At 55.7% G+C, this 22,847-nt stretch carries 18 protein-coding genes and 1 riboswitch; of the genes, 3 read left to right on the top strand and 15 right to left on the bottom strand.

Annotated features, from left to right (window positions below; all coding sequences use genetic code 11):
- Positions 1-23: 23 nt before the first annotated feature.
- From ACPXSQ_RS09400 to ACPXSQ_RS09385, 4 genes are all read right to left on the bottom strand, one after another.
- A complete protein-coding gene (locus ACPXSQ_RS09400) occupies positions 24-983 on the bottom strand; it encodes an AEC family transporter (RefSeq protein ID WP_014605433.1) in 960 nt (319 codons plus the stop codon).
- Positions 984-1,075: 92 nt separating this feature from the next.
- On the bottom strand, positions 1,076-1,273 hold the full coding sequence (locus tag ACPXSQ_RS09395; RefSeq protein ID WP_072138160.1) for a hypothetical protein: 198 nt from the start codon (positions 1,271-1,273) through the stop codon (positions 1,076-1,078).
- Between the two features lie 362 nt (positions 1,274-1,635).
- Positions 1,636-2,040 (bottom strand): hypothetical protein, encoded by a 405-nt coding sequence (locus ACPXSQ_RS09390; protein ID WP_228225630.1) that lies wholly within the window; start codon positions 2,038-2,040, stop codon positions 1,636-1,638.
- Positions 2,041-2,131: 91 nt separating this feature from the next.
- Positions 2,132-3,202 (bottom strand): lysozyme inhibitor LprI family protein, encoded by a 1,071-nt coding sequence (locus tag ACPXSQ_RS09385; RefSeq protein WP_024471933.1) that lies wholly within the window; start codon positions 3,200-3,202, stop codon positions 2,132-2,134.
- 151 nt (positions 3,203-3,353) lie between these two features.
- Positions 3,354-3,450, top strand: a riboswitch (TPP riboswitch).
- A gap of 31 nt (positions 3,451-3,481) precedes the next feature.
- On the opposite strand from ACPXSQ_RS09385, the gene thiM reads away from it, so the two are divergent.
- Together thiM and thiD are read left to right on the top strand one after the other, a co-directional pair.
- A complete protein-coding gene (thiM, locus tag ACPXSQ_RS09380; RefSeq protein ID WP_238493190.1) occupies positions 3,482-4,282 on the top strand; it encodes a hydroxyethylthiazole kinase in 801 nt (266 codons plus the stop codon).
- On the top strand, positions 4,269-5,069 hold the full coding sequence (gene thiD, locus ACPXSQ_RS09375; protein ID WP_426143493.1) for a bifunctional hydroxymethylpyrimidine kinase/phosphomethylpyrimidine kinase: 801 nt from the start codon (positions 4,269-4,271) through the stop codon (positions 5,067-5,069). The genes thiM and thiD overlap by 14 nt, the downstream gene beginning before the upstream one ends.
- A gap of 34 nt (positions 5,070-5,103) precedes the next feature.
- Here thiD and ACPXSQ_RS09370 read toward each other — a convergent pair whose 3' ends face one another.
- From ACPXSQ_RS09370 to yegS, 3 genes are all read right to left on the bottom strand, one after another.
- Positions 5,104-5,790, bottom strand: a complete 687-nt coding sequence (locus ACPXSQ_RS09370) for a GntR family transcriptional regulator (protein ID WP_015699924.1) — start codon at positions 5,788-5,790, stop codon at positions 5,104-5,106.
- Between the two features lie 43 nt (positions 5,791-5,833).
- On the bottom strand, positions 5,834-7,300 hold the full coding sequence (locus tag ACPXSQ_RS09365) for a mannitol dehydrogenase family protein (RefSeq protein WP_105087433.1): 1,467 nt from the start codon (positions 7,298-7,300) through the stop codon (positions 5,834-5,836).
- A 156-nt stretch (positions 7,301-7,456) separates the two neighbouring features.
- Positions 7,457-8,359 (bottom strand): lipid kinase YegS, encoded by a 903-nt coding sequence (yegS, locus tag ACPXSQ_RS09360; protein WP_014594093.1) that lies wholly within the window; start codon positions 8,357-8,359, stop codon positions 7,457-7,459.
- A gap of 60 nt (positions 8,360-8,419) precedes the next feature.
- Between yegS and ACPXSQ_RS09355 the strand changes: the two genes are divergently transcribed.
- On the top strand, positions 8,420-8,551 hold the full coding sequence (locus ACPXSQ_RS09355; RefSeq protein WP_019106532.1) for a hypothetical protein: 132 nt from the start codon (positions 8,420-8,422) through the stop codon (positions 8,549-8,551).
- Positions 8,552-8,589: 38 nt separating this feature from the next.
- Here the strand turns inward: ACPXSQ_RS09355 and yegQ are convergent, their stop codons facing one another.
- The 8 genes from yegQ to yegD all read right to left on the bottom strand — a co-directional run bounded on the left by yegQ (position 8,590) and on the right by yegD (position 22,777).
- A complete protein-coding gene (yegQ, locus tag ACPXSQ_RS09350) occupies positions 8,590-9,966 on the bottom strand; it encodes a tRNA 5-hydroxyuridine modification protein YegQ (RefSeq protein WP_026021076.1) in 1,377 nt (458 codons plus the stop codon).
- Between the two features lie 116 nt (positions 9,967-10,082).
- Positions 10,083-10,790 (bottom strand): two-component system response regulator BaeR, encoded by a 708-nt coding sequence (gene baeR, locus ACPXSQ_RS09345; RefSeq protein WP_013026399.1) that lies wholly within the window; start codon positions 10,788-10,790, stop codon positions 10,083-10,085.
- Between the two features lie 6 nt (positions 10,791-10,796).
- Positions 10,797-12,185 carry a two-component system sensor histidine kinase BaeS gene (baeS, locus tag ACPXSQ_RS09340; protein ID WP_014594091.1) on the bottom strand — a complete coding sequence of 463 codons (1,389 nt, stop codon included), beginning with the start codon at positions 12,183-12,185 and terminating at the stop codon, positions 10,797-10,799.
- Positions 12,182-13,582, bottom strand: a complete 1,401-nt coding sequence (locus ACPXSQ_RS09335; RefSeq protein ID WP_300964300.1) for an MFS transporter — start codon at positions 13,580-13,582, stop codon at positions 12,182-12,184. Before ACPXSQ_RS09335 ends, baeS begins: the two co-directional genes overlap by 4 nt.
- A 12-nt stretch (positions 13,583-13,594) precedes the next feature.
- On the bottom strand, positions 13,595-16,672 hold the full coding sequence (gene mdtC / locus ACPXSQ_RS09330) for a multidrug efflux RND transporter permease subunit MdtC (RefSeq protein ID WP_013026396.1): 3,078 nt from the start codon (positions 16,670-16,672) through the stop codon (positions 13,595-13,597).
- Positions 16,669-19,791, bottom strand: a complete 3,123-nt coding sequence (locus tag ACPXSQ_RS09325; RefSeq protein ID WP_426143489.1) for an MdtB/MuxB family multidrug efflux RND transporter permease subunit — start codon at positions 19,789-19,791, stop codon at positions 16,669-16,671. The genes mdtC and ACPXSQ_RS09325 overlap by 4 nt, the downstream gene beginning before the upstream one ends.
- Positions 19,791-21,023, bottom strand: coding sequence for an MdtA/MuxA family multidrug efflux RND transporter periplasmic adaptor subunit (locus ACPXSQ_RS09320; RefSeq protein ID WP_013026394.1), 1,233 nt, complete (start codon positions 21,021-21,023; stop codon positions 19,791-19,793). The genes ACPXSQ_RS09325 and ACPXSQ_RS09320 overlap by 1 nt, the downstream gene beginning before the upstream one ends.
- A 401-nt stretch (positions 21,024-21,424) precedes the next feature.
- A complete protein-coding gene (gene yegD / locus ACPXSQ_RS09315) occupies positions 21,425-22,777 on the bottom strand; it encodes a molecular chaperone (RefSeq protein WP_014605443.1) in 1,353 nt (450 codons plus the stop codon).
- Positions 22,778-22,847 lie beyond the last annotated feature (70 nt).

The following is a 22,847-nucleotide window of genomic DNA, read 5'->3' as shown; positions in this document are numbered from 1 at the left end:
TGTAACCTGTGTTGCGGGGCTTTTTAATATCCGGCCAGCGTCATCAGCATCATCCATAACGGTGTAGTAATGGCAGCAAAAAGCGTGGAAAACAGCATGCTCGCGGCCGTCGGTCCGGTTATCACATTAAATTTCTGCGACATCAGATAGACGTTCACGCCCACCGCCATGGATCCCAGCAGCACCACCACTTTGCTTTCCAGCGCGGGTAACCCGGTAAGCCAGGCAATAGCCCAGACGCACAGCGGTTGCAGAATCAGTTTCAACGCACAGATGGTGTAACTCTCTTTTAAGCCTTCCCGAATCCGGTAGTGCGCCAGGCTCATGCCAAGGGTAATCAGGGACAGAGGCGCGGCAATCGATGCCAGCATGCGTAGGGGTTCAGCGGCAATAACGGGAAGCGGCCGCTGTAGCAGACTCCAGGTCGTGCCGGACAAAATACCAATGATTAATGGGTTTTTCAGCACGCTGATCAAGGTTCGTTTAAACCCCCCCAGTGAGAAACTGCCCTGTTTGGACCACTCCACCGATACCGTCAGCAAGGTCCAGAGAATCAGGCTGTTAAACACCAGCACCAGCGCGACGGAGGGGAGTGCCGCTTGACCAAGCAGGACGGTAGCAACCGGAATCCCCAGCATCACGTTGTTCGAGAACACGCCGCCCAGGGCAAAAACCGATCCGGCTACGCCATCCAACTGAAACAGGCGCGATGCGACAATCCGTCCCACAATGAAGACCAACAGGCAACTGCCAAAAAACGCCAGCAGCAGGCGTACATCGACCGGTGGACTGTTATAAAAATCACTCATGATGCGAAACAGCATGCAGGGCAGGGCGACATTGAACACAAAACGGTTCATGCCTTCGCTGACGGTAACGGGCCATCTGCCAAACCGGATAAGGCAGAATCCCAGAAAAATCAGGATAAACAACGGGGCGGAAAGGTAGATCTGGTGTCCTAGTGTATCCAGCAGGAATGGCATAAGTGTAAGCAATCCAGTGACTCAGTAACCGCAAGACTATCAAATTGCTTCAACCACGTAACCTGGCAAAACAGGGCGCGCGGTCAGCCAGATCATCCCAGCCAGCGACGCGCCTGATCATCACTGATATCGCGGTAATAAACCCGATGGATAACCGTATCGCAACATTGGCAGCGGGCAGAAAGATAGGTGGAATAATAATATCGGCCAGAAGGAGAAACCGCACCCTGACGGGTGATACTAATGTCGGTCCATCGGTGACGATGAGGAATAAGCGCTAAGAATCGCATCATGCTTCCTGTAAAGGATGAAGTGTTCTGGTAATTTTTAACTATATTATTTGAATATTTATTGTTGCGATGTTGTAGGCAGGCTTGTTAATTTCCGGGCGATGTAATAATGGTGAAAAATATTACTTAATAGTGTTAATAACTCTACTGCTATTACTTGAGAATTTTTAGCCCGCAGCATTAAGCCTTTTTTTGTAGGGAAGGGAGTTGATCCAGATCATGCAAAAGGTTGCAGAGAATTTTTCATATCAACGCAAAGCTTTGCAGAGAGAAACCATAAGGTGATGACGACCCTGATCAGTTGAACAGGCGTTAACGCCATAACGTATCCTGAAGATAGAAGTGGCCAATCAACGGTTGGGTCACGATACTAAGCTCGGGATCACGTTTTTTGAACAGCGGTCAAAAATGCACTCGGCTTGCCACTGACCTTCAGGTGCATAGACGAGATCGGTAAATCCCTCATTAAACTCATCCCATTTTATGATGACTGGCTGATGAGTGTAGTATTGTGCAATATCAAAAAGGGGATAATAACTGGGGTAAATAAAAAAGAGCTTGATATAGTTAATTTCTGTGAGAGAAAGGAACAGTAAGCCAGCGAAAATGAATGGCAGGGAAATAACTTTCGCGACATCTTTCCAACGGCGTTCCCAAATAGATGCAACAAGTTCGCATATTAACCACATTGCCCAACTTATTAATATTAAAGTGCCCCCTATTAAAGAAAAGATAAATGTACCAGAAGACACAGATGTATAAGCCATAATTATCAGAAGTGCAATAATCCACAATCAGCGGTAAGCTAATTAAGCCTTTGATATTAGATGGCGCTTCATCGCTTTTTTGCATTTTTTATTACTCATCATCGGTAATGTTATTCAGCAGGATCGTGATTGAACGTCTGGCTTCGCTATTCGCCGTATCCGCCGGCATGTTAAACGCATGTTGGTAGTAGTGTTCCAGCTCAATAAGGCTATTCTGGTAGCCTTCAGTATGCTGCTTGATAAACTGCTGTGCGTCGTCAGATAAGCTATTTTTTCCGTATTGGATGGACTTTAAATACTTCATGCTGTGACTTAACGTGGCCGACATTTCCGCCCGCGTAATGGCATAAATTGTAAAACGAATGGTCCCTGTGCTAACAGGGGTGGCATCTTCCGCCAGATGAATAAATTGCTTAAACAACGGCAGTGTGGGTTGAGTTTGTTCGCAGTCACTGATGGGGGTTCGGCTGTCAATTGCACCACCGGCCAGCGGTTCCAGCCAGACGATATTTTGTGGATGCCGTAAAAATGCCTCGCAGGGGATAATAAGTGATTCTGGATTATTTTCGGCAATGAGCCAGAGAAACATGCCGAAGTTGTTGGTATTTTCTGCTGCGCTTTCTGCATCAGGAATTTTATCTTCGAATATGTGGTTATCTGTTACTTCGAAAGCGGGTCGAATGAGTTCGGTGACCTTATTATGCCTGGTTGAACCTGCTGGAAGAGAAGTAAACTGATAAATCGCTTCGTATATGTTCACTAACTCGGGATTTGTTTTACGGATTTGCTTAATGGCTTCGCCATGATGGGTATAAAGAACCATGACAGCGAGTTCAAAAAGCCGTTGATCGTAGTATCCTTCAATGCGTTTTTCTTGAGGGTCAGTGAGACACATTTTAGTCAGGTTTTTTAACCATTGCCGTTGTGCGGTAATGAGCCCCGAAGGTCCGGCCGTGGCGTTTTTTTTCGCGAGATCAAAAAAATGCGCCATTAACCGATCTTTTGCCGATAACGTCTGGCTCTGACAAATCACCTTTTCGATTGCGCTGGGATGCGCACATGAAAAACTGGGGGCGGCACTCGCCTGAAATGCCAGCATCAATCCTGACATGAGTAACGCCAGTTTTATAAAATATGCGACCAGGCTGAAGCCAGTTTTCATCAGGATACTCTGAGTAAATAATTGTTATCTCGAGAATAAGCCCAAGAAGGCGTGTTGAATATAAACCCGGATTAAACGATCTGATTTGATGCGGGCAAGGTTGCTTTGCCAGTGGCTCAACCTTATGCTGATGACGGGTAAAGTGAATTTACCTGACGACTCGGGGTGCCCTTCTTTGTGAAGGCTGAGAAAAACCCGTATTACCTGATCTGGATAATGCCAGCGTAGGGAAGTCTGATGCCTGACCGCATTCGCCTTCTTGTCCGCCGGTTGGGAGTTATGATGACACATCAACCGCAACACATTTCTGATGCGCAATGCGCGCCCATTCTGCAACAGTTTCGCCGTCAGTCACCGCTGGTGCACTGTATGACCAACGATGTGGTGCAAACGCTAACGGCTAACGTTTTACTCGCCCTTAATGCCTCTCCGGCCATGGTCATCGACGCTGAAGAAGCGGCGCAGTTTAGCGCGATTGCCGATGCGCTGCTTATCAATGTCGGTACGCTAACCCACGATCGTAAGCAAGCGATGCAGGCTGCGGTGCTTGCAGCAAATCAGGCGGGCACGCCATGGACACTGGATCCGGTGGCGGTCGGCGCGCTGACGCTGCGCACCGCGTTTTGCAAGCAGCTACTCGCGCAGTCGCCTGCAGTGGTTCGCGGCAATGCCTCAGAGATTCTGGCACTGGCGCAGCAGGCAGAAGGCGGACGCGGTGTTGACAGCCTGCATTCGGCCGAAGCCGCACTGCAGGCAGCCCAACAGCTGGCAAAAGCCTCTCATACCTGTGTCGTCGTGACCGGCGAAGTAGACTATGTCACCGATGGGCAGCGCACCTGGGCGATTACGGGCGGCTCGCCGTTAATGACGCGGGTGGTCGGCACCGGCTGTGCGCTTTCAGCGGTGGTTGCGGCCTTTGCCTGTTTGCAAGGTGACCGACTGATCAACATCGCCTGCGCCTGTCGGGTGATGGCGCTGGCTGGAGAAAAGGCCGCGCAGGATGCAGATGGACCGGGTAGCTTTGCGCCTGCTTTCCTGGATGCACTCTGGACGCTGGAGGCACCTGATGAAACGCATTAATGCCCTGACGATTGCGGGGACCGATCCCAGCGGCGGGGCCGGTATCCAGGCCGATCTGAAAACCTTCTCTGCACTGGGCGCTTACGGTACCAGTGTGATCACGGCGCTGGTGGCGCAGAATACCTGCGGCGTGCAGTCGGTATACCCTGTTGCGCCAGAGTTTGTGACCGCCCAGCTGGACTCGGTGCTGGATGATGTGCGCATCGACAGTGCGAAGATTGGCATGCTGTCTGAAACAGAAATTGTCGAGCGGGTGGCCCATGGCCTGCAGCGGCGGGAAATTCCCTTTGTGGTGCTGGATACGGTGATGGTGGCTAAAAGCGGCGATGCCCTGCTGAATCCGGATGCGATTGCCTGTGTGCGAGAGCGTTTATTGCCAAAGGTGTCATTGATTACGCCAAACCTGCCCGAAGCCGCTGCACTGCTGGGATGCCAGGTTGCCCTCAATGAAGATGAGATGCTCACCCAGGGCGAAGCGCTACTGGCGCTGGGCTGCCAGGCAGTGCTGATGAAAGGCGGTCATCTCGATGGTGATGAAAGCCCGGACTGGCTGCTGACCCGGGCAGGGCGTCAGCGCTTTAGCAGCGTGCGGGTAAACACGCGTCATACGCACGGCACTGGCTGTACGCTGTCCGCCGCGCTCGCGGCCTTACGTCCCCGGCATGACAGCTGGGAAGCGACGATCAGTGAAGCGAAAGCCTGGCTGCAGCAGGCATTACTGGCGGCAGATTCGCTGGAAGTGGGCAACGGGATTGGGCCGGTGCACCATTTCCATCAGTGGTGGTAGCCCATCGTGTTTCGCCTTGCAGACTGGCAAGGCGTTAATCCTCTTCAAACCAGGCGCTGTTTTGCTTGATGACTGGGGTGATCGAAAACATCATGGCCTGCAAATGATGGCGCAACGCCGCCTCAGCCTTGACGGGATCGTTTGCCTTCAGCGCCGCAAAAATAGCATCATGCTGTTCTATCAGGGTTTCGGCGGGCGCAACGTCATTCAGGGTTAAATAGCGTACCCGATCCATGGTGGCTTTGATGTTTTCAACCGTTTCCCACGCCAGCGGACAGCCGATGCTCTCAGCGATGAGGCGATGAAACTCATCGTCCAGGCTTAAGAACATCTGGCTATCGCCACGGGCAGCGGTGATGCGTTGCAGTTGCAGGTTATGCTCCAGCGCCATCAGCCCTGACTCTTCGATTTCCTCAGCAGCGCGACGGACCACGGCAATCTCCACGGCCTCACGAATGAAACGACCATCTTCGACCCGTTTAGCCGAGATCCTGCGCACAAAGGTGCCGCGCTGCGGCAGGATCTGAACCAGACCGGCCTCCGCGAGCTTGATAAAGGCTTCCCGCACCGGCTGACGTGAGAGGTTGAACCGGGCGGAAACCTCTTTTTCCGAGAGCAGTGCGCCCGGCTGAATTACGCACGTCACGATATCGCGGCGCAGATAGCGATAAACCTGCTGATTCACCGGTTCGCTGGTGGTAATGGTGTAAGAAAGTGTCATATCGCTGTCCGTTTTATCTTCGGCCTGGCATCAGGCGATCGTATCAGACCTCAGGACCGGCAATGGCCTGCTGAACGCTGGCACGGGCTCCCTGAGCGGCAAGCTGCAGGTAACAGGCGGTAAGTTGTTTCACCAGCGCATCGTTTTTAGCAAGATCGTCGCCAAATACCCTGCTGATGTTGAGTAACGCCCGCACGCGAGCTTCACCGTCATCACTTTCCGCTACGCAAGTGGCCAGTTGTGCGTTCAGCGGATCGCGGATCTCGATGGGCTCGCCTTTTTCGTCCACTGCGCTGACATAGCGCATCCAGGCCGCGATGCCCAGCAGCAGCAAGGGACACGGCGTGCCGTGGTCCAGATGCCAACGCAGGCTGTCGAGAAAGCGCTGGGGCAGCTTCTGGGTCCCGTCGGTCGCAATCTGATAAGTCCGATGCTTAATCGCCCGATTGGCAAAGCGGGCGATAAGCGCATCGGCATAGGCGGATAAATCGACATCCTGAATGGTCAGCGTAGGTGCCTGCTCATTGACCATCAGCGCCCGTGCCGCTGCGCGAAACGCGTCATCAGCCATACAGTCGCTGATGTGTTCGTAACCGGCAAGATAGCCAAGGTAAGCTAAAAACGAATGGCTGCCATTGAGCATGCGCAACTTCATCTGCTCAAACGGCAGAACATCCTGCACCAGTTGAGCGCCCGCTTTATCCCAGTCCGGTCGGCCGCTGACAAAATGGTCCTCGATCACCCACTGGAAAAAAGGTTCAGCTTCAACGGCGACCGGATCCCGTGAACCGATGCGCTGTTGCAGGGCGTCAAATGCCGCGTCATTCATGGCGGGCACGATACGATCCACCATGGTGGAGGGAAAGGTGAGGTTCTGTTGGATATAGTCAGCCAGGGAGGCATCGTAGTGCCGGGCCAGCTGCATCACGACATTACGGGTTACGCGGCCGTTTTCTGGCATATTGTCGCAGGACATCACGCTAAATGGCGCGACTCCCCGTTCACGGCGGCGGCGGATTGCCGCGACAATCAGACCCGGCAGAGAGTGCGGCTGGTCCGGCTGCGCCAGATCGTGCTGAATATCCGCGTGCTGAACGTCAAGGTCGCCGCTGGCGGGCAGATGACAGTAGCCTTTCTCTGTCACGGTCATTGATACAATCGCCACGTCAGGCTGACACAGCGCCTCAATGACGGCCTCGATACCGTCCGTTTTGCCATGCAACGCGGACGTGATAATGCCGATTACACGGGTTTCTACAGCATCGTCGCTCTTTTCTGTCAGCGTGTAGAGCAGGTCCTGTTCCCGCAGCGCCTGAATAAGAGCGCCGCTGTTCAAATTCACCTCGCAGTAACCCCAGTCGCTGCCCAATTCAGCCAGCTTATCGCTACATAACGCCTGGTGGGCGCGATGAAAGGCACCAAACCCGATGTGTATCATTCGGGTCTTAAGCTGGCTACGGTCGTAGGCGGGGCGCTTAACATCAGCGGGAAGGTGGTCAGTTTGCAGCATCATGCATCCTTGTGGCGGAGGGAGCGACAGGCCATTCCGGCGGTAAGGATGAAAAATTACGCGCCCCGCGACTACCATACAAGTTGGCGTGACGAAATTGTGAATGCAATCACGAACTGTTTACATCTAAGCCGGGAGTCTTCACTCCCGGTTAACTTAGCTCAGCAACGCGCACTGCGGTGGCAGGCGACAGCTTAGCGCACCTGGCATAACATCAATCGTAAACTCCTGTCCGGACAGCGGTTCGCCATCCAGATTAAACGTCATCTCATGCGATGAGCGGATCGTCAGGGACGATAGACGGGTGGAAATAATGCTGGGATTGTCCTCATCGCCGCCGGTCAGTGAGTGCAGCAGGGTAGGCAGTAACTCCTGCGCGGTGACCACGCTGATGTCGAGCAGGCCGTCGTTGATCAACGCAGCGGGACACAAACGCTGACCGCCGCCAGCCTGACGGCCGTTACCAATGCCAATGACCAGCGCATCACCCTGCCAGCTAAAATCAGGTCCGGTGATTTCACAGCTGTCGGGCTTGAGCGTGTCCATGCGCATCAGCCCGTGAATGAAGTAAGAAACGCCACCCAAGGCCGACTTCAGTTTTTCCGGCGTTTCAGTGGTAATACGTGTACCGAAGCCGCCGGTCGCCATATTGATAAAGTAGTGATGCTGATTTACCCGGGCCAGGTCGATATCGTAGGCTTTGCCCTGAATCGCCAGACGCAGCGCAGGCTCGATTTCTTCAGGAATGCCGACGCTGGTCGCAAAATCGTTGGCCGTCCCCAGGGGAATAATGCCTAAGACAGGACGGTCGGCGACGTTGACGGACGCCAGGGCGGTGGCGATTTCATTGACGGTGCCATCGCCGCCGCCTGCCACCACGGTTTCAGCCTGTAATTCCAGGGCTTCTTCGACGTAGCGCTCGCCGTCGCCTTTTTCATACGTCACGCGCACGGCAATGTTGTAGCCCTCATCGCGTAGCTTAGTGACCGCTTCACGTAGATCATCATTGCCTGCGCCTTTACCGTTCAGGATCAGCAGCGTAAGCGATTGTTTGTCCATTATCTGTTCCTTGGAGATCTAAAGCGTAGTGAGTGGTTATAGCATAGCCGGAGAAGAAAAATGATTGGCGAAAAGGAGAAAAAAGAAAACCCGCACGGGGGAGCCGGGCGGGTGAATGAGGTGGATCCAGTTACAGCTGCTGATAATTGTTACTCATTGGTAGCAGGCAGCACTATAGAACAGCAAAATTAAGCCGTCTGTGATCCTACTCTTGCTTTTGTCAAAATGTGTCAAGCTGGCACGCGCGTGGCGTGCGGATCGCGTGTATCCTGACCCGCAGTAAAGTTGCGCAGCAGCAACGCAAATTGCAGGTCAACATCAGGCGGCACCTTCATCCAGACGCGATGTCCGTCTCCCGGCGCCACCTCCGTCGGCTCGCCCCGGCTGTTTTGCAGGGCATCCAGCGTACAAATCAGGTTGCCGGCGGGCGTCATGATCTCCAGGCTGTCGTGCAGGGCAAATTTATTTTTCACCACCACTTCCGCCCAGCCATCACGCAGCTCGCCGCTGAATTCGCCGACAAACTGCTGACGTTCCGAGATGGAATAGCCGTTCTGGTAATTCTGGTAGCTGTCATGGGTATGACGGCGTAAAAAGCCTTCGGTGTAGCCGCGATGCGCCAGGCCCTCCAGCGTTTCCAGCAGAGCGGGATTAAAGGGTTTGCCCTCGGCGGCATCGTCAATGGCTTTGCGATAGACCTGAGCGGTGCGAGCGCAGTAATAGTAGGATTTGGTCCGGCCTTCAATTTTTAATGAGTGAACGCCCATCTGGCTGAGCCGTTCAACATGCGCCACGGCACGCAAGTCTTTCGAATTCATAATGTAGGTGCCGTGCTCATCCTCAAAGGCACTCATCATCTCACCGGGTTTCATCTTCTCTTCCAGCAGAAACACCTTGTCGCTGGGTTGGCCGATGCCCAGGGTTGGCGTGACGTCCTGCACGGTAACCGGCTGATGGATTTCAACAATATTCCCCACCTCATCCTGCTTAGCCTCCTGCAACTGGTATTCCCAGCGGCAGGCATTGGTACAGGTTCCCTGGTTAGGATCGCGCTTATTCATGTAACCGGAAAGCAGGCAGCGCCCGGAATAGGCCATACACAGCGCACCGTGTACGAACACTTCCAGCTCCATTTCAGGCACCTGCTGGCGAATCTCGGCGATCTCTTCCAGCGACAGTTCACGTGACAAAATCACCCGACTTAGCCCCATTTGCTGCCAGAACTTCACCGTTGCCCAGTTAACGGCATTGGCCTGAACGGATAAGTGAATGGGCATGGACGGAAACGCCTCACGCACCAGCATGATTAATCCGGGATCGGACATAATCAACGCGTCCGGCTGCATCTCAATCACCGGCGTTAAGTCGCGGATAAAGGTTTTCAGCTTGGCGTTATGCGGGGCAATATTCACAACGACGTAAAACTTTTTACCCAGTTCATGGGCTTCATTAATGCCCTTCGCCAGGTTTTCATGGCTGAACTCGTTGTTACGCACGCGCAGGCTGTAGCGCGGCTGGCCGGCGTACACGGCGTCCGCGCCGTAGGCAAAGGCGTAACGCATATTCTTCAGCGTCCCGGCTGGAGAAAGCAATTCTGGTTTCATGATGAACTCACTGATATCAGGTCAGCATGCCGCCTGGGCGGCACGTGCAGGGCTAAACCCTGCAAAAGATGCGGAATTGTAGGCAGTGAGAAAAAGGAAGTAAATTGATCTGAATCAATCTAAATCAAATGACAGATATCGGCTTCCCAGCGATAGCCCATGCCGTACACGGCGCGGATAAAGGGCTGCTCGCTGTCCAGATTTTCCAGCTTCCTGCGCAGGTTCTTGATATGGCTGTCGATGGTGCGGTCGGTGACCACGCGATAATCATCATAAAGATGGTTTAACAGTTGCTCACGGGAAAAGACTTTCCCCGGCTCAAGGGACAGCGTTTTTAACAAACGAAATTCCGCAGGGGTTAAATCGAGCGGCTCATCGCGCCAGCTGGCCTGAAAGCGGCTTTCGTGCACTTTCAGCAGCGATGCGACCGGCGCGTCTTCTGGCGAGCGTTTGACGCGACGCAAAATGGTTTTGACGCGCGCAACCACTTCCCGCGGGCTGAACGGCTTACAGACATAGTCGTCTGCGCCAATTTCAAGGCCGAGAAGGCGATCGATCTCTTCCGTACGCGCGGTCACCATAATAATCGGCAGTTCAGAGTCGCGCCGGATTTCACGGCACAGCGTCAGCCCGTCTTTACCTGGCAGCATCAAATCCAGCAGGATAAGATCGGGCGGCGTCTGGTTAACATAATCCAGTACTTCATTGCCGTGCGCCAGGTGATGAGTCCGGTAGTTAGATGCCTGTAAATAATCAATCATCAGTTGTGCCAGCTTGGGTTCATCTTCAACCACAAGGATCAGCGGATACGCGTTTTCCTGATTCATAGTCTTCTAAACGGGAGGAACATAACGCAATTGTAGCGCGATTTTCAGTCCACCTAAATCAGCGTGCGTCGCGGTTATCGTGCCGCCATGCGCATCAACGATGTTTTTACAGATAGCCAGGCCCAGCCCCGAGCCGCCGCTGGCGCGATTGCGTGAACCTTCGGTACGGAAAAAACGCTCAAAAATTTTGGCCTGCTGCTCGCCATCCACCCCGGGTGCGCTGTCTTCAATGATGACTCGCCAGTCGGGCGCGTCATACCAAAGACGTACCCGGACCTCGCCACCGGCATCGGTGTAACGCAGGCTGTTTTCCAGCAGGTTGATAAACAACTGCATCAGGCGATCGGGATCGCCAAAGAAAGGAGCTTCTTCAGGCATGTCCAGATGCAGCGTTAACTCATGAGCCCGGTAGCGCTCAGTAAAGTTGCCTGCGCTGACCTCAATAAGCTGCACCAGATCCGTCGCCTGCTTGCGGTAGGCCAGCGCGCCGACGTCAGAAAGAGAAAGCTGATGTAAATCGTCAACCAGCTTGGTTAACAGGGCAACCTCACTTTGCAATGAGGTAATGGCGTCGGGCGTCAGCTTACGAACGCCATCCTGCATGGCTTCCAGTTCACCGCGTAAAATAGCCAGCGGCGTGCGTAACTCATGGGAGATATCGGCCATAAATGCCCGGCGCATACTCTCATTTTTTTCCAGCGAACGGGCTAACAGGTTAAAGTCATGGGCCAACTGACCCAGCTCATCCTGACTGCTGACCTCAACCCGGGTGGCTAAATTACCTTCGGCAAGATGATGGGTGCCGTCCACCAGCCTTTTGACCGGCGCCAGTAGGCCCCGCGCCATCAGCCAGGTCACCAGCGCGGCAAGCAGGGTAGAGAGGCCAACGATATACCAACTGGTTCGTCGCTGTTGCTGGTCAAAATTAATATCGGTACTGCGCGTCAGGCGTTCAGGCGGGGAGCTGATTATCCAGCCCACGATTTTGCCGTTGCTGGTGGTGATGTTATGACGTATGCCTTCTGGCGGCACCTGTGAACGTGGGCCTACCATCACTTTGTACTGCTGATCGAGCACCCAGAACTGGGTTCGCCAGCCGTGCGGCGGAAGCTGATTACTGCTGTCGGGATTTTGTTCCAGCGATCGCAGCATGGTAAAAATCAGTCGGTCATTATTACGCAGAAAGTCCCAGTTACCATGCTGCTCGTACTGATCGGCCAGCGCTGCACCCAGCAAATTCAGTCGCTGTTCATTACCACGTTTAATGTAGTCCACGAAGCCATGCTCAAAACTCAGCCTGACGCCCCAGTGCATGGTGATCAGCACCAGCATGCAGGTGGAAAAAATAGCCATAAACAGCTTGGCACCAATGCCAACGCGCAGAAACGATCTCATTCACTTCTCCGGCGCCGCAGATCGACGCTTTTACTCTCTTCTTTCGGAACGCGCCAGAACACCAACGCAGGCAGAATAATAATCAGGGCCATACAGAGATAAACGTAGATAAAGGCCTGATGGCTTAGCCCGTGGTGCCCCAGCGCCGACTGGCCGAAGGCGCCCAGCAGCAGGCCCGCAACGGTAACGCCGATACTCATGGATAGCTGCATGATCATGGATAACAGACTGTTGCCGCTGGAGGCCAGTTCGTCCGGCAGCTCCTTTAGCGTCAGCGTATTCATTGAGGAGAAGCGAATGGCATTCACCATGCCCTGCAGAAACAACACCAGCGGCAACATGGCCGTCCAGCCCAGCATCGCCACCAGCGGAAACAGTAAGACCACCAGCGCCAGGCCCACCGTCGATCCCACCAGCACGTTGCGGTAGCCAAACAGGTTAACGATACGGACCACGATGCGTTTCATGCCCATATTTCCCAGCACCATCGCAATCATCATCAAACCGGCATGAAACGGGCTGAAACCCATGCCGATCTGTAAAAAAAGCGGCGTCATAAACGGCAACATTCCGCTGCCGATGCGGCCCGCCAGGCTACCGAGTAAGCCAATAGAGAACACCCGATTATCAAACAGCTTCAGGCTAAACAGCGCATCGTCGTTATGGCGCGCATGTAACAGGTAAAACAGCAGTGACCCCATTCCTGTCAGAATCATCGCCGCCAGCAACAACGCAGAGCCGCCGCTGCTGCGCTGACCATCAAGGGCCAGCGTCAGGGTTGCCATACCGACTGCCAGCAGGATAAAACCCAGAAAATCGAAGCGTCGTGGCGGCATGGCGTAGTTGGGTAACAGCTTTAAGGTGGCGATGGCGCCGATCACACCAACCGGGATGTTAATCAGGAAAATCCAGTGCCAGCTGGCATATTCCACCAGCACTCCGCCAAGCGCCGGACCCAGTAGCGGACCCACCTGGCCGGGCAGGGTGACGAATGTCATTGCAGACATATATTGATCGCGCGGCACAATGCGCATCACCGTCAGGCGACCCACCGGCACCATCATGGCGCCGCCGATGCCCTGCAGTACCCGCGCGACGAGCAACTGATCCAGCGTGTTCGATAACCCGCACATCAGCGACCCCAGGCTAAACAGAACGATGGCGCTAAAGAAGATATTTCTGACGCCAAACCGATCGGCCAGCCAGCCGCTCAGCGGCAGCGTCACCGCCACCGTTAACACATACGCGACAATGACCGAATGCATATGCAGCGGGCTCACGCCCAGCTCCTGAGCCATTGACGGGATCGCCGTGTTGACGATCGTGGTATCCAGCGCCTGCATAAAGAAGCCAAAGGCGACAATCCATAACTGCCAGCGGACAGTTACGCTCTGCATGATAGTGACCCCTTAATGCTGAGTGGCATTGATCGTCTGGGTGCGCTTTTTACGACGCAGTTTATCCATCATTAAGTACACCACCGGCGTGGTATACAGGGTGAGCAACTGACTCATGATCAGGCCACCCGCAATAGTAATGCCTAACGGCTGGCGCAGTTCCGCGCCATCTCCGCTGGTCAGCACCAGCGGGAGTGCGCCAAACAACGCTGCCAGAGTGGTCATTAAAATAGGGCGGAAACGCAGCAGGCAGGCCTGAAAAATGGCATCGCGCGGACTCAGGTTACCGTTGCGCTCTGCCTCAAGAGCAAAGTCCACCATCATGATGGCGTTCTTTTTCACGATCCCGATCAATAACAGAATACCGATCAGGGCAATCAGGCTGAACGGCGTATCAAACAGCGCCAGTGCCAGCAGCGCACCGACGCCCGCCGAAGGCAGGGTTGAAAGGATGGTTAACGGGTGCACATAGCTTTCATAAAGAATGCCCAGCACAATGTAGACCGCCGCAATGGCGGCCAGCATCAGCCACAGCTGGCTGCTCTGTGACTGCTGGAAAGCCTGCGCGGTACCAGCGAAGCTGCCACGCACGCTGGAGGGTACGCCCAGCGCGGTCATGGTGCGCTCAATGGCCTCCGACGCCTGCGACAGCGACACGCCTTCTGGCAGGTTAAAGGAAATGGTCGATGCGGCAGACAGCCCCTCGTGGTTGACCGACAAAGGTGCGTTAGCCGGTTGCCACTTGGCGAACCAGGCGAGCGGAATCGGTTTGCCCTCGCTGTTGATCACAAACATCTGATTCAGGGCGCTAATGTCCTGGGTGTAACGGGGATCCACTTCCATGACGACCTTGTACTGGTTCAGCGGCTGATAAATAGTGGAAATCTGCCGCTGCCCAAAGGCATCATTTAACAGGGCGTTGGCTTCTGAAACGTTGATCCCCAGCCGGGCCATGCTGGCGCGGTCATAGGTCAGGGCCATTTCACTGCCCTTATCCTGTTGGTCGGAGTTGACGTCAGCCAGTTCCGGCAGGGCAGTAAAGGCCTGACGGATTTTAGGTTCCCAGGTGCGCAGCGCAGCAAGGTCGTCTGACAGCAGCGAGTACTGATAGCTGGCATTGGCTTCGCGACCGCCCACTCGGATATCCTGCACCGCATTAAGATACAGATTGGCACCGGGTTCGTTCGCCAGTTTGGCACGCAGGCGGGCAATCACCGCCTGCGCCGTGTCTTTCCGTTCAGACAGGGGTTTCAGAGAAATAAACATCAACCCCATGTTGGTGCGCATGCCGCCGGTAAAGCCTACCACGCTGGAAACGTCCGGATCGGCGCCAACAATTTTCATGAAATCTTCCAGCTTGCCGCGCATCGCCTGGAACGAAATACTTTGGTCGGCCGAAATAAAGCCAGACAGGCGGCCGGTGTCCTGCTCGGGCAGGAAGGTTTTGGGAATACTGATAAACAGCCATACCGTCAGAGCCACGGTGCCCACCAGCAGGAGCAGCACCCAGCGGGCATGATTGAGCACAACGGTCAGCGAGCGGGCATAACCGCGCTGAACCGCCAGCAGCAGCCGTCCAACGCCCCGTCGCTGAGGTTGACTGCGCGGCGCGTGGGGTTTGAGCAGATAAGCACACATCATTGGCGTGAGCGTGACCGAGACAAACAGGGAAATCAGAATGGCGACCGACAGGGTGATTGAGAATTCGGCAAAAAAGCGACCAATCAATCCGCCTGTCATGAGCAGCGGCAGGAAGACCGCGATTAAGGAGAGGCTCATCGACAGCACGGTAAAGCCGACTTCACGCACCCCTTTCAGTGCGGCCGCCATCGGTTTCATCCCGGCTTCCACATGGCGGGCGATGTTTTCCAGCACCACAATCGCATCATCCACCACAAAACCCGTGGCGATCGTCAGGGCCATCAGCGACAGGTTATTCAGGCTAAAGCCGCACAAATACATTGCGGCGAAGGTGCCGATCAGGGATACCGGCACGGCAACGGCGGGGATCAGCGTGGCGCGGCCGGAGCGTAAAAACACGAACACCACCAGAATGACCAACGCAACGGCAATCATCAGCGACTGCTCCACTTCCTCAAGAGAGGCGCGGATGGTAGGGGAGCGGTCCTGAGCCACCTCAAGGTTGATGGCAGCCGGAATGATCTCGTGCAGTTCGGGCAGTTCGGCACGAATGCGATCCACCGTTTCAATCACGTTCGCATCGGCGGTTTTTCGTATCACCAGTAACACTGCCGGTTTACCGCGCGACATCCCGGCGTTGCGCACGTCCTGGACTGAATCCTGCACCGTGGCAACATCCGACAGGCGCACCGCCGCGCCGTTGTTGTAGTGCACCACCAGCGGCTGATATTCACTGGCAGTTTGTAGCGCATCGTTAGTGCGCAGCTGCCAGCGCTGCTGGCCGTCTTCCACCGCGCCCTGTGGGCGGCGCTGGTTGGCGTTGGAAATCGTCTGCCGTACTGCATCCAGCGAAACGCCCTGGTTAAACAGCGCCTGCGGATTCAACGCCACGCGCACCGCGGGCAAAGAGCTGCCGCCCACGGTCACATCGCCCACGCCGTTAATCTGCGACAGCTTCTGCGCCAGCTGTGTGGACGCGTAATCGTAAAGCTGAGCCGGGCTGTACAGGTCTGAGGTCAGCGTCATGATCATGATCGGTGCATCAGACGGGTTCGCTTTGCGGTAGGTCGGGCGCGAAGGCATTCCCGTGGGAAGCAGACTCTGCGCGGCATTGATCGCCGCCTGCACATCCCGCGCCGCGCCATTGATGTCACGATCGAAATCGAAAACCATAATGATGCGGGTCGATCCCAGGGAGCTGGTGGAGGTCATCTCACTCACGCCCGCGATGCGGCCCAGCGAGCGCTCCAGCGGCGTGGCAACCGAGGAGGCCATGGTTTCCGGCGAGGCTCCGGGCAGAGAAGCCGACACCATTATGACCGGAAAATCCACCTGCGGCAGCGGCGCGACCGGCAGCAGGCGGAACCCCAGTATCCCCGCCAGCGCAATCGCCAGCGTGAGCAGCGTGGTGGCTACCGGCCGATGGATGAACAGCGCAAAGAACTTCACGACGGTTCCTCCGTGTGACCGATGCGGCGACGCAGATTGTGCGCCAGACGGTCAAACAGCAGATAAATCACCGGTGTGGTAAACAGGGTCAGAACCTGGCTCAGTATCAGGCCGCCGACCATGGCAATCCCCAGCGGTTGCCGTAATTCTGCGCCAACGCCGGTGCTGAGCATCAGCGGTAACGCCCCCAGCAGCGCCGCCAGGGTGGTCATCAGAATGGGGCGGAAGCGCAGCAAACAGGCCTGGTAAATGGCATCATAGGGCTTCATGCCCTGTTCCCGCTCGGCGGCCAGGGCGAAGTCAATCATCATGATGGCGTTCTTTTTCACGATACCAATCAGCAAAATGATGCCGATGATCGCCACAATATCCAGCTCGTTACCGCTTATCATCAGGGCCAGCAGCGCACCTACGCCCGCAGTAGGTAGCGTTGAAAGAATGGTAATGGGATGGATAAAACTCTCATACAGGACGCCCAGGACGATGTACATCGCCACGACCGCCGCCACAATCAGCCACACCGTGCTGGTCAATGCGGCCTCAAAGGCCAGCGTGCTGCCCTGGAACTGGGTCATCACCTCTGACGGCATGCCAAGCTGTTCCTCGGCCTGGATGATGGCTTTTGTTGCGTCTTCCAGAGAGTAGCCTTTTGCCACATCAAACGAGAAAGTGGCAGACGGAAACTGGCTCAGGTGATTGATCGTTAAGGGCGCATGGCGTTGCTCAATACTGGCGATAGCATTAAGGGGAACGCTGCCGCCATCGGTACTGGTCAGGCGAATGCCATCCAGACTTTGCAGGCCCTGGATCGCGCTGTTGTCCTGTTCCAACACCACGCGGTACTGATTTGCTTGGGTATAAATGGTGGAGATCAGCCGCTGACCAAAGGCGTCGTAGAGCGCATTGTCCACATCTGCCATGCTGATGCCCAACCGGCTGGCGCTGTCGCGATCGACCTTGATATAGGCTTCCAGGCCCTGATCCTGCCAGTCGCTGCTGACATCACGCAGCGCGGGCAGTTTCTGCAAGGCACTTACCAGCGCGGGCACCCAGGTGCTGAGTGAGTCCAGCGACCCGGACTGCAGCGTGAACTGATAGGGCGTTCGGCTGGCCTGGGTATCGATTGTCAAATCCTGAACCGCCTGCAGCCATAACGTCACGCCGGGGATTTTGTTGACTTGCTGTTGCAGGCGTTGCTGAATCTCAGGAATACGTTCGCTGCGCGCATCCAGCGGTTTAAGGTTTATCTGCAACCGGGCACTGTTAAGGGATGGATTGGTGCCGTCCACGCCCACAAACGAGGTGAGACTTTGCACCGCCGGATCTTTCATAATCACCGAGGCGACGTCGCGGGTGCGTTCCGCCATACTGGCATAGGACACCGACTGCGGGGCCTGCAGGGTGCCCTGAATAATGCCGTTGTCCTGCTGCGGGAAAAACCCTTTGGGAATGGCGATCCATAACAGCACGGTAAGCAGCAGGGTTCCCAGCGCCACGGACAGCGTCAGCCAGGGATGATTGAGCACCCGGCTCAGCCCCCGGCCGTAAACCGCGATGATACGATCAAACATCGCTTCGCTGGCGCGGGAAAAGCGGTTCTGCCTGCGCAGTGATTCGGCGCTGAGCATTCGTGCACACATCATCGGCGTCAGGGTGAGCGACACCACGGCCGAAATCAGAATCGCCACCGCCAGCGTAACCGCAAACTCCCGGAACAGACGACCAATCACATCGCCCATAAACAGTAACGGGATCAATACCGCAATCAGTGAAAAGGTCAGCGAGATAATGGTAAAGCCGATTTCGCCGGCGCCCTTCAGGGCGGCGGTCATGGGTTTTTCGCCTTTCTCGATATAGCGTGAAATGTTCTCGATCACGACGATGGCATCATCCACCACAAAGCCTGTGGCGATGGTGAGCGCCATCAGCGTCAGGTTGTTGATCGAAAACCCCAGGAAGTACATCGCGGCGAAGGTGCCGATCAGCGACAGCGGCACCGCCACGGCCGGAATAATGGTTGCAGGGACGTTGCGAAGAAACAGGTAGATAATCATCACCACCAGCCCCATCGCCAGCATCAGTTCATGCTGTGTGTCAGTGACCGACGCGCGAATATTGGTGGTGCGGTCTGTCACCAGCTTCACGTCTACGGATTTAGGCAGGCTGGCAATCAGCGACGGCAGCATGGCACGAATGTTATCGGCCGTGGCGATAATGTTGGCACCGGGTTGGCGCTGCACATTCAGCACGATAGCCGGTTCACGATTAGACCAGGCCCCCAGCCAGCTGTTTTCTGCGCCCTGATCGATGGTCGCCACGTCGGCCAGCCGCACCGGGGCGCCATTTTTATAACTGACGATCAGCTGGCGATAATCCTCCACGGATTTCATCTGATCATTGGCGGAAAGGGTGACCGAGCGGGTAGGGCCATCCAGGCTGCCTTTCGCGGAGTTAACGTTAGCATTCGTGATGGCCGTACGTACCGCTTCACTGGTCAGCCCCATAGCGGCCAGCGCCTGGGTGTTCATTTTCACGCGCACGGCGGGACGTTGACCGCCCGTCAGCGTGACCAGACCAACGCCCGTGACCTGGGATATTTTCTGTGCCACGCGCGTTTCCACCATATCCTGCACCTGGGTTAATGGCATGCTGGTGGTGGTGACGGCCAGGGTCATGATCGGCGGATCGGCCGGGTTCACTTTGCTGTAAACCGGCGGGTTAGGCAGATCGTTGGGCAGCAGGTTGCTGGCGGAGTTGATCGCCGCCTGCACTTCCTGCTCTGCCACGTCGAGCGGCAGGGTCAGCTGAAACTGCAGAGTAACGATGGAGGCGCCGCCAGAACTTTGTGATGCCATCTGCTTGAGTCCGGACATCTGGCCGAACTGACGTTCAAGGGGCGCGGTAATCGAAGAGGTCACCACATCCGGGCTGGCCCCGGGATAGAGGGTAACGACCTGAATGGTGGGATAGTCCACTTCGGGCAGGGCGGAGACCGGCAAAAAGCGGTAACCCAAAATCCCAGCCAGAAGAATGGCGATCATCAGTAAGGTCGTTGCGACCGGACGCAGGATAAACTGGCGTGACGGCCCTCCGCTGTGGTCAGGAGGCATAACCTGCATTACTCAGATTCCCCTTTTGACGGCAAGCTGGCACGGGTCTCTTTTGTGGCGCGACTCTGCGCGGCAACCACTTCGACTTTTGCCCCTTCCGTCAGGCGGTCCAGCCCGTCGGTAACAACGCGGTCGCCTGCGTTGAGTCCGGCGCTGATTACCACTTTTTGGCTGTCCTGCAGTCCGGCGGTTACGCTTTTCTTACTGACCTTGTCTTCATTGTTGATCACCCAGACAAAGTGGCCTTCATTGCCCATTTGCAGCGCAGCGGCAGGAATAACCACTGCATCCTGCAAGGTATTCACCTTCAGCCGGGCGTTAACGAACTGGTTCGGGAAGAGCAGGTCATCCTGATTATCAAAGCGCGCTTTGATTTTGATCGTACCGGTCGTGGCGTCGATCTGGTTATCCAGACTGAGCAGCTTACCGCGGGTGATTAAATGTTGATTGCTGCGATCCCAGGCTTCTACCAGCAAGGGTTCACCACTTTTCTGCGCCTGCATGATCTGACTAATATTATTCTCAGCGACGCTGAACACCACGTCCACCGGATGCGTTTGCGTAATCACCACTAAGCCATTGGTATCGCCGCTGGTAATGTAGTTGCCAATATCAACCTGCTTCAGGCCTACACGGCCATCAATCGGCGAGGTGATGCGGCTGTAAGTCAGATTCAGTTGGGCGCTGGCAACACTGCCTTCGTCGGCTTTAATGGTGCCCAGGGTTTCACTGACCAGGGCGTTCTGCGTGTCCAGATCCTGCTGAGACACCAGCGACGTTTTCGCCAGTTTTTGATAACGGGCTAAATCGCGGCGTGCGTTAGCCAGAGTTGCCTGATCGCGTGCCAACTGGCCCTGCGCCTGCATGAGCGCAACCTGATAGGGGCGCGGGTCAATCTCCGCTAACAACTGCCCGGCTTTGACCTGCTGACCTTCCGTGAAGTGGATGGACATCAGGTTTCCATCAACCCTGCTGCGGACCGTCACGGTATTGGCGGCCGTCACGGTGCCTAACCCGTTAAGGTATTGCGGCACACTTTCTGTCACCGCGCTGGCCGCCTGAACGGGAGCCAGCGGTTTGTGCGCGCCATTGCCTCTTTTGCCATGTGCTGACTGACCAGACAGGTCACCGTCGCTGCTGGGCTGTGCCGGATGTTTCCACCAGTAATAGCCGCCTGCGGCTACGGCAATGACCACCAGCACAATCAGACCTTTTTTCATAACAGGGTATCGGTTGTTCATTGTTGTTGTTGCTCTCCAGCCATGTCTTTCCAGGGCGCGGGCTTAAACGGTAGCCTGCAAACCACGAATTGTAGTCGTCCCTGACGGTAAAAATTTGAAGGAATTAAGGATATCTGTCAGCACAGCGTAATTATGTTCTTTTTCTGAACAGACGTGGCCGTTTAATTGCCGTCCGTCAACAGAATGCGTTTCATAAAGTTTGCCACAGGATAACGGGTGATGAGCCGCTGTTGTCAGGAAATAACACGTTGAAATTTGATGAAGGGCAACACGGGTAAACGTCAGAGAGGCAATGTTCGCCAGGCGATAGTGATGCGCGGGGGCATCCGCCTGCCTTTTGCCCGCAGGGAGGCGGGCAAAAGGCATGGCTGGCAGAGGACGGTTCCGCCTGTGCCGGTAGGTCAGGCAAACATAACCTCTGCCCAGCGCGCCAGGCCAGCGGTCACTGAGGCAAAGTCGTCTCCTCCCGCTATCGGTGTGTCTGGCAGGGCCTGCTGGAGCGCCGCGCGCAAAAGTGGGGAACGGGCACTGCCGCCGGTGAGATAAATCACCTCGGGTTTGATATGGCTGGTCGCCAGCGCCAGATGAACCTGCTCCAGAATCTTCTCCAGCGGCTGGCCGATCGCCTCCTGCAGGGTCGCGACGCTGATCTCGGCCTGTAAGCCGGAGGTAACAAAATCCAGTGACGCCGCAAACGCAGGGCGCTCAGACAGCGCGATCTTGCTCTCTTCCGCCGTACGGACCAGGCGATAACTCAGCTTCTGTTGCCAGACTTTAAGCAGGTGAGCCACGGCGGCAGGATTTTCTGCATCGCGCACTAAATCACGCAGCAGCTTGCCGCAGGCGGCGCTGTAGAAATCGCTTTGTGCCGGCACGTCGTTCACCGCCACCGCATTCCACCAGGGCAGGGCAGGCAGGGCGGTGCCTTTTTGGGTGTTGCCGCCCGCGCCGAGCAGGGGCATCAGGGCTTTAAACGCCAGCATAATATCTAAATCGTTACCGCCAACGCGGCAGCCGCTGTGACCCAGCAGGCTTTCACGCCGGTCTGACAGGTTGCGCCATTGCGGGCCCATCAGCAGCATTGAGCAGTCGGTGGTGCCCCCGCCAATATCGACAACCAGTACGCGGGTCTCTTTTTCCAGTGTCGCTTCAAAATCCAGGCCCGCCGCGACCGGCTCGAACTGAAATTCGACATCCCGAAAGCCGGCGCGTTTGGCCGCACGAAGCAGAATGCCCTGTGCCTGTTGATTCGCGTCTTCGCTGCCTAATCCCTGAAAGTTGACCGGACGGCCGATGACCGCCTGGTCGATAGGCTGCTGGGTCTGCGCTTCACCCTGCTGGCGAATGTGCAGCATCATGGCGCACACCAGATCCTCAAAAAAGGCAATCTGCTGCGGTTTCAGGCCGGTTGCGCCCAGAAAGGATTTGGGGGATTTAACAAACCAGACATCTTCTGGATCGACCATGTAATGCTGAAGTGCGGTCAGGCCGAACTGCACGCTGTCAGGTAAGACATCAATATCTTCTTCACGATTGTAGCGCAGGGCCCGCTGCAGCAGCGCGGTGCTTTCCTGTTCCGGTGTTGCAACCTGATGATGGCGGTGAAGCCATTCCGTCACCGCTTCACGCGTTGGGGAGCAAATCATGGACGGCAGCAGGCGTTGGCCATTCTCCAGCGCTAACAAACGCGGCGCGCCTTTTTCACTGACTGCAATTGAGCAGTTAGCCGTACCGTAATCAAATCCAATGAACATTTTTCGCCCCCAGGCCGGAAAAAAGGGGGCGACTTTAGCGCAGCTGATCGGTCGTGGCAAGCGGTGAGCG

It is taken from the genome of Pantoea sp. EEL5 (assembly GCF_049892805.1).
Classification (GTDB): domain Bacteria; phylum Pseudomonadota; class Gammaproteobacteria; order Enterobacterales; family Enterobacteriaceae; genus Pantoea; species Pantoea ananatis.
Note: the sequence above shows the minus strand (reverse complement) of the source record. Positions and strands in the feature narration are given on the sequence as shown.